The following is a 14,576-nucleotide window of genomic DNA, read 5'->3' on the forward strand; positions in this document are numbered from 1 at the left end:
GCTCAGCAGCCTCCTGTTTTAGTATTAGTCGGCTGAAAATCTTCAGGGAAGTGGTTAAGTGCGCTCATTACTGGGTAAGGGGTCATGCCCCCCATAGCACAGAGTGAGGCGTGGGTCATGGTGTCGCATAAATCAGTCAGCAATACCGTATTGGCCTGGGTATTGTCTCCTGCGCGAATTTTATCGATAACTTCTACACCACGGGTGGAGCCTATTCGGCAAGGTGTACATTTGCCGCAGGACTCCTCTACACAAAACTCCATGGCAAAGCGGGCTTGTTCCAACATATCAACCCTGTCATCAAACACGACAATACCACCATGGCCAACCATAGCGTCGATTTGCATAAATGCTTCGTAATCTAGCGGGGTATCCCACTGATGCTCAGGCAAATAGGCACCTAACGGCCCACCGACTTGTACCGCTTTTATCGGGCGCCCGGTTAAGGTGCCTGCACCGTATTCTTCCAATAATTCACGCAAACTGATACCAAAGGCCAGTTCTACCAGGCCACCTTGTTTGATATTACCTGCCAGTTGGAAGGCTAACGTACCGCGAGAGCGACCCATACCAAAATGCTCATAATAAGCAGCCCCTTTCTCTAAAATAATAGGCACAGTCGCGAGGGATAACACATTGTTAACGATGGTAGGCTGACCAAATAAACCTTCGATGGCAGGAATAGGGGGTTTGGCTCTGACTAACCCCCGTTTACCTTCTAAACTTTCCAGCAGCGAGGTTTCTTCGCCACAAATATAAGCACCTGCACCTAAGCGTACTTCTAAATCAAAGCTGAAATCACTGCCTAAAATATGGTTACCTAAATAACCATGTTGATAGGCGACAGCTATCGCCTTATTCAACATTTGGTGGGCATGGGGGTATTCTGAGCGTAAATAGATATAACCTTGGTTAGCGCCAACCGCGATCCCGGCAATGGTCATCCCTTCAATTAACGAAAAAGGGTCCGCTTCCATTACTAGTCTGTCTGCGAAACTGCCAGAGTCGCCTTCATCTGCATTACAAACAATATATTTTTGTGTTGCGGGGGTGTCTAACACGGTTTGCCATTTAATGCCGGTAGGGAAGGCCGCGCCACCGCGGCCGCGTAAACCTGATTGCTTCACTTCATCAATAATGGCTTGCGGGCCAATTTCCAGTGCTTTTTGTAAACCGATAAAACCTTGATGTGTTGTGTAATCTTCAATAGAGGCTGGCTCAATAATGCCTGCACGTTGAAAGGTTAATCGCTGTTGCTTTGCTAAATAAGGGATTTTTTCAGTTAAACCTAAATACAGCGGATGTTGTGGATCACCAGATAAAAAATCACACTCAAATAATGAGGTAATATCTTCCGGTTGAACTGGGCCATAAGCTACTCGTCCATCAGCGGTTGCTACTTCAATTAAAGGCTCTAGCCAAAATAACCCACGGGAGCCATTTCGTACCAGCTGAATATTGGCTTGATATTCTACTGCCAGAGTTTCGATAGTGGCTGCTATCTGATCAGCACCTACTGATAGGGAGGAAGAGTCACAGGGCACAAACACTTTAATAGGGGCTTGCTGACCAGCTGGTTGTGATGTTGCTGTAGTTGCTTGAGTCAATGCTGTCATTGGACCTCCACAGCAACAGTTTGCATTTTATCAACCAGCTGGCTGAATTTGCTGGTTGTCATTCGGCCATGAATATCATCATTCACGCGAATGGATGGTGAACAAGCGCAATTGCCCAAGCAGTAAACAGGTTCTAAAGTAAAGCTGCCATCCAGGGTGGTTTGGTGATAATCAATACCTAACGTTTGCTTAATGGTTTGTTCTAACTGACGGCTACCCATGGCTTGGCAGGCTTCCGCCCGACAAACCTGAATCACAAATTCACCGCAGGGTTTGGACCGGAAGTGATGATAAAAGCTAATCACTCCATGAACATCAGCACGAGATAGATTGAGTTTGTCAGCAATCAGTGGCACGGCATCGGAAGGAATATAGCCCAATTGATCTTGGATGCTGTGTAAAATAGGCAGCAACGCACCGGGCTTGTCTTTTAATGAGTCAATCGACTTTTCAACTAGTTGCCTGTCCCAGCTAGAGTTACCCTGCATTCTGTTCCTCACCTCGGTTAAACCACATTCGTTGGTGTGTACCCATTGATAATCAAGGGCTTTGTTATTGTTGTTCAATCTAGGAAGGGTAAACGGCAACTAGACAAACATGCATAGCCGTTTAAGACATGGCAATAGTTAATTAAGACACTGAATAAGGTCTTTCTGCTTGTGTAAAATACTAGTTGATAATCATTTTCATCTGTGATGGCTTTTAGTGTAGGCCCATATCGTACAAATGTATTAGATAGGTGCAGTATTTATGTTTATGATTTTTATTTTATTAGTCAATTTTTTTTAGTTTGTACCATTCGCTTTGACTGTAGATGATCATTTATTTTCGGAAAATACTCAAGTAATGGGGAGTGATGCAATATATAACTTAAGGTTCATTTAATATAAAATAATTACACTATTGCACCAGATTTATTGGTTGAAAAACATACATTTAGTGAATCTAAATATATGTTTGATTTCTTTTGTTTTAACGTCATATTCGCGAAGAGTCTAGACGTTACATTGTTGTAGGAAATATCATGCCAGAAATTAAACAGCTTTTTGCAAATAACACAAAATGGTCTGAGTCAATCAAATCAGAGAAACCCGAATATTTTGCCAAATTAAATCAAGGGCAAAGCCCTGGTTTTTTATGGATTGGCTGTTCCGATAGCCGTGTACCGGCTGAACGTTTAACTGGACTGCATTCAGGAGAACTGTTTGTTCATCGCAACGTAGCCAATCAGGTTATTCATACCGATTTAAATTGCTTATCTGTGGTTCAATATGCTGTTGATGTACTCAAGGTGAAACACGTAATTGTTTGTGGTCATTACGGTTGTGGTGGTGTTCAGGCCTCTATTGAAAACCCAAAGCTTGGGCTAATCAACAACTGGTTGCTTCATATCCGCGACTTATATCTTAAATATCGTACAAGTCTTGAAAGCCTACCCAAAGACCAATGGACAAATAAACTCTGTGAAATCAATGTAGCAGCGCAGGTATATAACCTGGGTCACTCTACCATCATGCAAAATGCTTGGGAGCGTGGGCAGGACATAGAAATCCATGGGGTGGTTTATGGGATTGGTGATGGCAAGCTGCTTGACTTGGGGATGAGCTGTTCAAGTAGAGATACTTTAGAAATGAATTATCAAACAGCCATGGAAAAAATAATCAACTCAGTGGCAATAAATAAAGCCCTTTAGTGAAAGGGTAAAGCAGCAGCAGTAGTTATTATGATCAAAAATAAGCCTTTTTCATTTTATACGTTGCTTAAAGGGATCGGCCCGGAATTATCTATTGTATTTATATATGCGATAGTGGTTGAACGAATTGATGAGCTTTTTAAAACCATTGAAATTCCGGTATATCTGGTGTCTATTCTTGGTACGTTTCTCAGCATATTGTGTTCTTTTATGCTTGCCCAATCTTATGATCGCTGGTGGGAAGCAAGAAAAATATGGGGAGGAATTGTTAATGAGTCTAGAACCCTCATAAGAAAAGTGATTACATTCGTGGGTGATGATCTAGCACAGCACCAGCATAATATTGCATTAAGACAAATTATCTGGTGCCATGCGATGGCTCAGCATTTACGGTATGATAAGTTTACTACGGTAGTTTTAAAGTATATTGAAAAAGAAAACATTGACAATCATGTGCCTAATACATTGCTTGATTTACACTATAATGAAGTCAATCAGCTTAGAAATAAAAGAGCTATTAATGAAATACAGCAATTGCAAATAAATAAGTCGCTGAATCTTATTTGTGATTACATGGGGCAGTGTGAAAGGATAAAGAACACAATATTTCCTATCTCATATAAACTGATTATAAAAATTGGGATCTATGTTTTTGCAACTATCCTTCCTGTTTCAATTAATGGTTTATCTGCACCAATTGAAATATTCATATCGTTCATGGTGCCATCTTTATTTCTTCTCATCTATGAGCTATGTGATGAAATTCAGGCCCCCTTTAAGAATAACCCTAATAGTATCCCAATAGAAAATATTGCTCATAAAATACAGCTAAATATAGAGGATATGTGTCACAAGAAACTACTCAAGCATGAGTACCACGAACACAAGCATTATGTGATATAAAGTAATTATATACCTAGTCAAAGCGAAGGTCTTATAAACCTTCAACAGGTGGCTACTGCCAGTCAGCTATTGAATGTATCCTTAAGTTGGCTGGTAGTTGTTGCCAGTTTCTCCCGACTAATCATAATCACAGCTGCCACCACCATAAAGCCACCGGCCACTCTATATAGATTAAGCTCTTCATTTAAGATTAGTACTGCAAGGAAAATGGTGACTATCGGTTCTAATGTCGATAAAATTGCAGTATCAGAAGCGCCAATAATCATATTGCCTAAGTTAAGTGCAATGATGGGTAAAACTGTACTAAAAACAATCAATCCTGCGATTGCTAACCAGCCACTGGTTTGTTGGGGTAGCTTCACTTCACTGGTGACTAAGGCTGCCAACGTATAGGTTAATGCTGCACCAATAAAAATGTAAGTCGTACTCACCATAATATCTTTATTGGTTAGATAATGGTTTGATAATAAAATATAAAGAGCATAACCAAGTGCTGCAGCTAAGCTAAATAAAATACCTATTAGGCTACCTTTGGGGTTTAACCCAACGGCGAAAAGCACTCCAATAAGAGCGATAGCTAATGCGGTTATTTTCAGTTTGCTTAATTGTTCTTTAAATACAAATCTGGCTAATATCATAACAAGAATAGGAAACAAGTATAGTAGAATAACCACTAAGCTTGCGGAGGCATGTTGTATGGCTGAGAAGTAACATAGTGCAATGGCAGCATAGATAACACCTAGACATATACTTGGCCAGCATAGTTTATTCATCGGCTTTTTCTGTAGCTGAAGCACTGTTAGTAAGCAGGCAGCTGCACCAATAAATCGTATCCATAACAGTCCTGCTGGGTTAGCACCGGTTGTATAGATAACAGCAGCAAATACAGGCTGAAAAGCAAATGTAGTTGCCGCAAATAAAATACATGTGGCGCCTATTGGCCATGACTTAGTTTGCATATAATAACTTAGAAGCTAATAACCCTTGGGGTATAAATTATTGAGTTTGGTTAGTATTGTGGTGAAGCGTTTAGCATAGTGATTTTTATACGAGTTATGTAGTTCAGTGCTTATCTAATTAAGACGATTACTTATCTAAAAACACTAAATAGGGTTATGCTTACCAATAAGCATGACTGATTAGTAAAAGTTGGGAGTAGTATGGCAAATACAAAGGCAGACAAAAAACACTGGTCAAAAGTTGAGTACCTTCACCAAACGGTTACCAACCCTAATATCCATATTAAAGGTTCACATAGTTATTACAGTGATGCTTGGTCAGGTCGCTTTGAAGATACTGTTGTTCGTTATTTATATGGTGATGAGTATAGTCAGGCAACTTGGATTCCCCAATGGAAAATAGATCAGCTATTTATTGGTGATTATGTTTGCATTGGTGCGGAAGCAGTTATTCTGATGGGAGGGAATCATACCCACCGGATGGATTGGTTTAGCCTTTATCCTTTTGTTGACAAGATTGCTGAGTCATACCAAGGGAAGGGTGATACAGTGATCGGTGATGGGGTATGGATTGGTATGCGAGCGATGATTATGCCAGGTATAAATATAGGTGAAGGGGCTGTGATTGCTGCCAATGCAGTAGTTACCAAGAATGTGCCTCCTTATGCTGTTGTCGCGGGTAACCCTGCAAAAGTAATTAAAATGCGGTTTTCTGATGACGTTATTGGTAGTCTGTTGGCTTTAGCAATATATGACTGGCCAGAGGAAAAGTTTGTTGCTATGCGTCGGTGGGTGTGTACTGATAATATTGAGCAGCTTGAAGCTGCTTCGATCGCTTATGATAACGAGAAAAGAGTCTAGTTAACTCGTTGGTATATTGTGTAGCCTAAGGGTTTAAAATGGTTGTTATTATGTAAGTTTTCAGCATGTCCGATATATAGATAACCATTTGGTCTTAGTATATCCACATATCTATTAATAAGCGTATTTCGCGTATCTCGATCAAAATAAATCATTACATTTCGGCAAAAGATAATGTCAAACTTTCCTTTCATTGGCCAATTATGCAAAAGGTTTAATTGATTAAATGTTATTATCTTTTGAACCGACTTTTTCACTTTTACTTTGTTATCATGTGCTGAATAAGAGAACCATTTTTTTTGTCGTTCACTACTGATGGTTTTAATTTGATCTGGGCGATACAGACCAGTTCTAGCACAATTAAGTACATTTGAGTCTACGTCGGTGGCTAAAAGTTTTGCGCTCCACCCTGGGTTGATCATCTCTCGCATAATAATGGCAATGGAGTAAGGTTCTTCGCCTGTGGAGCAGCCTGCGGACCAGATGCGGATTCGTTTGTCATGTTGGTGGTGGCGGATGATTAGAGGAAGTGCTGTTTTTTTTAAAAAGTCGAAATGGTGGGGTTCCCGGAAAAAGTAAGTTAAATTGGTAGTAATTGCATTAACAAACTCTTTATGTTCTTTATTATTTTCTTTCTTAAGTAGATCGCAATACTGAGAAAAATTTTTTAGTTTTAAACTACGCAGGCGACGCGCAAGGCGGCCATATATCATGTTTTTTTTATGCTTGTGGAGTGTGATTCCGGATATGTTATAAGCAGTTTTCTGAATAAAAGCAAAGTCATTATCGCTCATAGGAAACTCTCGGCCTAAGTAATCATTATTTACTTTAATTGTCATAATTTATTACAATTTAATAGCTATAAAATAACTAAATGATTGGCTATGGCCGGGCGTTAATTTTTATTTTTACAACTTATTCTAGTATAGTGCATCTCTAATAATTATTGATGGCCTCTGCGCAAGCTGATGGGCTCTTGAACAAGGAGGTTTGAGCAGTGTAAGGCTGGTTGCCTTTTTAATACCCTATAGAATATTTATTAGTATTATGCTAAGAGGGGGAAAGCCTTGGGATCACCAAGGCTTATGATATTAGGCAACAAATACAGATTAATGTTATTGTGCTGTTACTATTGAGTTTACGGTATGATGACCAGATAAACGCGCATTGGTTAATGTAGAGGTTATCTGGGTCTTGTCATTAAAACTGCTCATGGCTTGCACTAGCTGCTCTAGATCACTGCTACTATAGGTGTCTCCTTGTTGGTTTTTGACTTGAAGATGACGATATTGAGCTCCTGTGAACCAGCCTTTAACAATAACCTGCTGACTACGATCGGCAGCATTCAGCAGTAGTAAGCTATTGTTTTCTCGTTTTATACTGAGGCTTTCAAAGCGTAAATTAGCCCACTCTAGTGTGTCTAATTTATTATCTTCTGCATAGTTTTCTATGACGAGGGTAGTGTCTTGCTCAGTTAATTCATAAGTGTCATTACCATTACTACCGCTAACATGGTTAAGCCCCTTACTTGTACTCAACCAGTCGTTTCCATTGCCCATTTGTACAAAGACTTTAGTTTGACTTAGCTGGTTTAATTGTTGGGTATGTGTTCGGCCTTGATGTTGCCACTGATAATAACCATCCATCAAATCGACTTTATATGACGTATTATTAGCATAAGTTAAATTCAGGTATTGCAACTCTAGGGTCTGATTAACAATAGCAAAATTAAGCTCTCCTGCTTGGTGGTTTGTTTCATCAATTACTGAAACACTTAAGTGATGTTTTTGTTGCGTAAACCAATCGATTAGCTGAACCTCGGTAGCAAGATAGGCCAAAGTTAAGTGGTGACCTTTTCTTTGTAAGGCAAGATTTTGTAAGCCTTGAGTAAAACGTAAAGTGTCTTGTTTTTCATCAGTGGCTATGTTGTCAATTTCAACCTTAGTTTCATTGCCTTGGATTTGGTAAGTATCGAATCCTTCGCCACCTTTTAAGTATCCGCCTCCTATGCCGGCTACTAATGTATCGTTACCCCCATAGCCCTCAATGGTGTCAAACCCTTGGTCTCCATGTAGCCAGTTATCTTTATTATTACCTAACAGCAGATCGTTGTTTTGGCTGCCACGGGCATGATTGACTTGGTGGCTTGCAAGCATACTGGATTGCTGCTGCCCTTGATTATTTTGATAACTAATGGTTTTAGTTGCCAAATCTAGTCTAATGGTTTTAGTACCCAGTTGCTCAGAGAGCTGAATTGCTGCTAATGGTAATTGGCTTTGTTCATTCGGTTGGTTGGCAAAAGAGTATTTATTACCCAGCATATCCACAATAGTCAGGTGTTGATAGGCTCTACCCGTAAAGTAGTTATCTACTTTAGCAACTGTTATTTGGTTTGCTTGCTGTTGTTGAAAATAGCTATACAGCAACTGTAGTTGACTGTTATTCGCGAGGTTGGTTTTAGTTGGATTAGCCAGTGTATGAATTAACGGATTAAGATTTAGTTGGCTATTTGGTTGGGTTACAAGTGCTTTAGGTAATTTACTGGTGACTTGTTCAGCTAAACTTTTATTCTCTTTGTTTTTAACGACCAAAGAATGCAACTGTTTAACTAAACGTTGGTAGTCAAGCCAACGACTATCAACAGATATTACCAAGTCATTCGCTGACTGATTGGCCGTTAGCGTAGCCAGATTAGTAATTAAATAGTCTTCGACTGGTTGTAGGGGCTTATCAGTGGACTGTCTGCTAACCCAGTGGTTCGCATGATGCTTCGACTGGAAATCTAATGTATGTTGCCAGTTGTCACTTTGATAAGAAAGTTTATGTTCTCTTAACCGCATTCCGCCTGAAAAGTAATCATCATAAAGCTCTTGCCAGTTTTTTTGAAAGTGGTCATCAAAGTTATTAATGATGTCAACAGAGGTGTCTTCAATCAAGTCGTCTAATTGAATGATATAGCTATCACTGCCTTGTCCACCGGTTACAGTATCATTTCCCGTACCGCCAGCCAGTTGATCATCACCTTCATTACCGTTTAATTGATCATCACCTGCATAACCCGCTAGGGTATTGCTTTGAGCGTTGCCTATAAATTTATCATTTTTATCAGAGCCAATTAAATGTTCTATACCTGATACTTCAAACCCATAACTGTAAGGTGTATCACCAATACCTTGCGTTAAATTAATACTGACACCTTGTACTCCTTTTTGCATATAACGGCTGGAGAAATAGCTTCTTACTGATAAGGTATCTTCTCCAAGGCCACCAAAAAATTGTGACTTGCCATTATCGGCATTACCTTTACCGTGGCGCCAGCCAGTCAGTTCAAAAATATCAGCTTTATTCCCACCAAATAAATGCTTACGACCCCAGCCGGTTATTTTAAAAATATTGCGTCTTTGTTGATCACCTTGGGCGGCATCATAACCATTGCCTAGCATAAATAAGGTAGAGCCATTAGCTGATAAGTTACCTTTGGTTTTGACTAATGCAGGTTTAGGCGTATGGCCAAATACATGCCCTGGTGAATGTGGTGGCACATGTTTGTCGTATTCTTTGCGCTGTTTTGGAGATAAGTTATGGTAGTCATGGCGGCCAGTCACTCCACCAAATACTTTACCATAATGGGTTTCAATATGGCCCTGGCTATACACTAATTTATCAATTCCTGATTCAGTCAGGGTTTGAAATTGTTGGTCAATTTGCTGTTGATAGACTTTCCAGGTTTGATTATAAGCCGCTTGGTTTTGAATATCTTCAGGTACTGGAAAGCCAAAAAACACAGCTGCACCGGCACGCCATAAATCGCCTTCACTAATACCGGCTGCACGAAGGTTATTGGTTGCCCTGACTGCATTATAAATACCTTGTGCAATACTGATTGCCAAGCCAATAGCAGCACCGATTGGGCCTGCAGTAACAGTAATTAATGAGGCAATGCCAGTTGCAATGGAAACAATAGTGCCTGCTATTGCTAATGAGCCTGCAACTAAATGATCGGTTCTCTCAGCACCAGTCGTTTGGCTGGCTGCCTTAAAAGAATCTACTGCATACCAAGTGCCTAAGCCTGCACCAATAAAATTCATGGCAGCGCCAAGTTTACCTGCAGTATTTGCTAATTTGCTGGATAAACTTTGGATGCGTTGACTGTTGGCAATTAAATCTAAGGAAATATCTAATACATCTGTTGTAGAGCCAAGCCCTTCTTTGGCAGCATCATAATAATTGCCTGATTTAGCTGCTGCCAGAGTTTGATAAATAGAGCCAGGGAGTCGTGCTAGTTGCAATCCCATATTAATACGGCTAATGTTTCTGGCGATGGGAGCCAGTTTGCTACCATGTTGCTGGGAGTTGCCATATAAACTGCGTTGATTCTGATCAACCTCAGTTAGTGTTTTTAAAGTTTGTTCCAGTTGTTTATTAAGAATTGTTAGCTTAGGCTCGCTTGTTTCTAAATTAGCTACTGTGGTTAGCCGTTGCTGTAAAATTTGTTGGGCATCGTGATCACCACTGAAGTTTAAAGGGTGTTCACCTGTTTGTTGTAATCGCTGAACTAATAGTAATGCCTGATAAGCTTGGTCACCATCAACTGTCTTCAACCAGTGATAAATATGGTTAGCATCCAGGCTCAGCTGTTGTTTTATGAGTAGCGGCTCTAAGTTAGTTAACTCAGCAATTTGCTGTCCTGTAAGCCGTTGCCCATTCTGACTTAAACCTAAAGTCCATAAATCTACCCGGCTCAAACTAATGTCGGCTACGCTAACCCGGCCAAACAGATTATCTGCTTCTACCAGTCTCTGCCAAGTGGGGATTATTGGTGCTGAGATTTCATCAACAGCTCTATTGTTGGTGGTTAAATCTGTTTGAACTTCAGTCAGTTGCCATTGTTTCGTGTCTATATTAAGTTCTTTAAAGAGTAGTCTTAGTGATTTGATTGTGGGTAACTGATAGGCTTTCGCCGTATCGGCATGATAGAGAGTTAACTGATTTTTTTGTTGAACCAGTGCAAATTGTTGATTTTTAAATTGCAAACGATAAAGCAACGTTTGTTTATTGCCACTAAAAGACTGTAGGGTGGCTATCAATGGGCTTATGTTAGTGCCATTGGCAAGCTCATTGATGCTATTGACTGAAATGGTTTTTATTTGCTCTGAAAAAGCCGTACGCTGTTGGCTTTCACCATCAATTTCTGTTGGTAGCGCAGATAAAATGGTTAATTTTGCTTGGTTTGTGGCAAACTCCAAGCCATTTTCTAGGTTCTTGGTTGCTGCAGTTAAGAAGGCATGTTCCAGTTCTGTGGAGGTCAGGTTTAACTTGGTGGCGGCACTGTTTTCAGCATCGAGCGCTGGACGAAGTAACTCACTGAGTTCAACTTGGCTTTTGACGCCTACCATCAGAGGGCGTAACACATCAGAGCGTAAAATGCGCTTACCGACACTATTTAAAGCTGCTGCAAATATACTGCGTTTATCTCGGCCAAATAAATTAGCTAAACCTTCTTTGTGGTGGAATAAAGCGCCTAATAACGTTTTACTGGTATCAGAAAACTGCTCATTACTAGCTAAGTCAGCTAAGAAACGTTCTCTATGAAAGGTTAAAATTTTGGTTTTCTTATGTCCCCACGAAATTTTAAATAAAGGTTTTAAAGGGTTTGCATTTGGGCCCCTGATTAGTTCAACTACATGGACAACAGGGCGAAGTGGGTTAGGGATATTCCAAGGTTTCTTGCTTTTTACAGTTGTAATTTCACTAATGTAGCGACTAACATCTATCTTGTGTCGTTTAAAATAATTAGGATTATTAACCAGTCGCGTAATAAAGCGCCGGTCTAATTCTGGGCCAAAGCCTAAAGCATCAGCGGCTTCAATAAGAGTAATAATTCTGTCTTGGATGCGCCCTGAGCTTTGTGTATAAGGACTTCCTGTTTTTATAGATCGTAGGTGTTCACTGATTTGGCTAAATAATTGCCATTGATCATCTACATCTTGGCTTTTAACTAACTGTACCGCAGTATCTAGCAGCTTAAGTTGATCTGGTTGGGCGCGAATATCTGATAAGGCTTCACGATAAAGGCGACGGTAGTGATCATCTCCAGAAGCGAACTGTCTTTCAAGTTTATTCAGTATTCGTTCAGCGCTGTAATGAGGGTTTTTTAATAGTTGTCGATAGATCTTTTGCCAGACTCTAGCGGGTGCTTGATCTTTTGAAAATTGGTAGAGGTTGCTCACTCGATCAACTAACAGTTGGCGAAGGGAGTCATCAGAATTCCCTTCACTTGATAAAATGGCTTTTTCGGCTTTAGTGGGTGTTTCGATAATATCAAAGCGGCGGCTCATATATTGGGCAATGGCTTGAGTAAAGCCAACACCACCAATAGTTGCACCTACGCCAGCAAATAAGATAGCACTAACACCAATTCCATAAGGACCGCCTAAGATCATGCCTAACTGACCGGCGGTTAATACAATATTGCCAAAAATATCAACTATATGAGCATTGCGTTGATTGGTATAAAACTGGTTGATAATACCCTTAACTTGTCGTAATTCAGGGCTGGCGTTGATGAGTTCATTATTACGTAAGGTACCTAGCCACTCATTAAGGGTTTTGACTTCTTGAATACCTAAACCTGCTTTTGCTAGTCCTGCTACCACCATTTGGGCCTGGCCAATAACATTAAAAGTATCGCCAATAGTGCTAATCACTTGTCCATAAGGAATGGTGTTTTCACCTATTAAAAGCTGACTGGTAGCTCTGGTTTCAAATGAAATCATACCCCAGTACATGGAGCCTAAACCAGACTCAGTAAAATTCCCGGCTAAACGACTTTCAATAAACTTTAGCCATTTTTCTTCTTGTGCACCTCGAAGCTCTGCAATTTTTTGTAATAGTGTTTGAGTATCCGGTGATTTGGGATCAAAAAGGTTGGCATTGTCTAAAGCTTTCAGTAGTTGGTTGATATTTTCATTACTATTGTTGCTATCACTATTTGCAAGTTGTTGCTCAATAGTTACTCTATGCTCGGATATTGTGTCAATTAACTTTCTTACTTGGGTAACAGCATCGCTAATTTCAGTATCATCGCTTAGTTTGAGCTGGTTAAATTGTTTAAATAAAGCTTTTTTAAACCGTAATTGCTTGACAAGAGAGTCTACACTGGGGGGGTGGTCACTTGTTAATTGCTGTTCTTTAGCAAGTAATTCAGTTTGTAGTGTTTTTGTTAGCTCTTCCTTTAGCTCACTGATATTATCTTTTAATTCGGCAAACGCTTCTGATGCTTCATTACGTTCTTCTAGAGCACCTAACCAACCTTTATGTACCACTGCAATAAATCCAGGATATAAGCCTAGAGCCTGCACTGTTTGTACAAGCTTTCTTGGTAATCCTGAATTTTCTAAACTAACGGCTAAATCATCTCCACCATCAATAACCAATACCGGGCCACTTTCACCAGATGCAATAGGCGACACATTATGACCATTACGGCCTCTCAACTTTCGAAATAACCATGTTAGATGTTTTGCTCGACTTCTTTTATAGCCTTTTTGCAGAGCAGTCTGTGCATCATCAAGATTGGTGAAATGCATTGTTTGCTCTAGAGGGCCTCCACTAACTTTCCAGGGAAAGCTATTTGAGTTGCTTTTAGAAATAGAGACGCCATATGTGCTTTTAAGTTGTTCACTAGAGGTTAGGCTTGATAAGTCGTTTATATTTTGAGCCATCAGTACAATCTACTCCAGATGGTGTGTGCTAGATAAATAGAATCAGTAAAGCAGGGGATACCTGGACTTATATTGGTTTGGGATTTCTTCAGTCAAAGAACTTGTGCTCTTGGATATCCTCTTAAATAGCCAGGTTAGATACAGCCAAAGTGGAAGAGGTATTGACTAAGTAGGGAATCAATAAGTAGGTAATTGGCTTTGTATTGACTGCTATACATTCAATTTTGGGTTATTACGTAATACGACAGTTTATAGAATATAAATGATAATGATTTATATTTGCGGTGTTATTTTTGTAACCGTTGGTATCGTTGTGTAAACCTGGGTAAGAGTAGAAAGTGATAATACCAATTCATAACCATGCTGATTTATCAGATATCATTATGCTGTGAATAATACTGTGATGCACCTATATCATTCATATTAGCTAAAGCTCGTATAAAAATAATACACAAAATATTGATTTTCATACTTAGAAAAAAATCAGGCTAACAAGAATTTTTTTAGAGTATTTAATGGGGTTGGTATTATATAAAAGCAAAATTTTATATTTGCTGGTCATTAAGCTGTAATTATAAATAGTTAAGGTAAGCAATTACTGTTAACTCTAGACAGCTTAAAAACTTTTTCAAAACTAAATTGAATAAAACAATTTACTAATTGTCAAAGAAGCCCGAAAATACCCAGTACCTCACTGTTTGACAATTGTCTGAGTAGTCATGGAGCTGTACTTACTGGAAATATCTTTTGTAGGATATAAAGCCTTATTGTTGGCTATAGAGACCTATATGGTGTGTTGATACTAACATTTTATTGGTTA

The 14,576-nt window shown here is 39.6% G+C and carries 8 protein-coding genes; 3 read left to right on the forward strand and 5 right to left on the reverse strand.

Annotated elements, in window-relative coordinates; genetic code table 11:
* Window positions 1–2: 2 nt before the first annotated feature.
* Window positions 3–1,616, reverse strand: a complete 1,614-nt coding sequence (locus OQE68_RS18345) for a formate dehydrogenase beta subunit (protein WP_180568194.1) — start codon at window positions 1,614–1,616, stop codon at window positions 3–5.
* Window positions 1,613–2,104 (reverse strand): formate dehydrogenase subunit gamma, encoded by a 492-nt coding sequence (locus OQE68_RS18350; protein WP_180568193.1) that lies wholly within the window; start codon window positions 2,102–2,104, stop codon window positions 1,613–1,615. The genes OQE68_RS18345 and OQE68_RS18350 overlap by 4 nt, the downstream gene beginning before the upstream one ends.
* Window positions 2,105–2,640: 536 nt before the next feature.
* Here OQE68_RS18350 and can point away from each other — a divergent pair.
* Both can and OQE68_RS18360 read left to right on the forward strand, forming a co-directional pair.
* Window positions 2,641–3,309, forward strand: coding sequence for a carbonate dehydratase (gene can / locus OQE68_RS18355; RefSeq protein WP_180568192.1), 669 nt, complete (start codon window positions 2,641–2,643; stop codon window positions 3,307–3,309).
* Between the two features lie 30 nt (window positions 3,310–3,339).
* Window positions 3,340–4,212: a bestrophin family protein gene (locus tag OQE68_RS18360; RefSeq protein ID WP_180568191.1), complete on the forward strand. Its 873-nt coding sequence runs from the start codon at window positions 3,340–3,342 to the stop codon at window positions 4,210–4,212.
* Window positions 4,213–4,274: 62 nt separating this feature from the next.
* On the opposite strand, the gene OQE68_RS18365 is transcribed toward OQE68_RS18360, so the two are convergent.
* Window positions 4,275–5,171, reverse strand: a complete 897-nt coding sequence (locus tag OQE68_RS18365) for a DMT family transporter (RefSeq protein WP_180568190.1) — start codon at window positions 5,169–5,171, stop codon at window positions 4,275–4,277.
* Between the two features lie 201 nt (window positions 5,172–5,372).
* Between OQE68_RS18365 and OQE68_RS30575 the strand changes: the two genes are divergently transcribed.
* Window positions 5,373–6,032 (forward strand): CatB-related O-acetyltransferase, encoded by a 660-nt coding sequence (locus OQE68_RS30575; protein WP_180568189.1) that lies wholly within the window; start codon window positions 5,373–5,375, stop codon window positions 6,030–6,032.
* On the opposite strand, the gene OQE68_RS18375 is transcribed toward OQE68_RS30575, so the two are convergent.
* Together OQE68_RS18375 and OQE68_RS18380 are read right to left on the reverse strand one after the other, a co-directional pair.
* Window positions 6,029–6,871, reverse strand: coding sequence for a CheR family methyltransferase (locus tag OQE68_RS18375; RefSeq protein WP_180568188.1), 843 nt, complete (start codon window positions 6,869–6,871; stop codon window positions 6,029–6,031). The two genes, OQE68_RS30575 and OQE68_RS18375, sit on opposite strands and share 4 nt — an antisense overlap.
* Window positions 6,872–7,147: 276 nt before the next feature.
* Window positions 7,148–13,756, reverse strand: coding sequence for a hypothetical protein (locus OQE68_RS18380; RefSeq protein ID WP_180568187.1), 6,609 nt, complete (start codon window positions 13,754–13,756; stop codon window positions 7,148–7,150).
* Between the last annotated feature and the right edge of the window lie 820 nt (window positions 13,757–14,576).

The organism is Spartinivicinus marinus (assembly GCF_026309355.1).
GTDB lineage: Bacteria > Pseudomonadota > Gammaproteobacteria > Pseudomonadales > Zooshikellaceae > Spartinivicinus > Spartinivicinus marinus.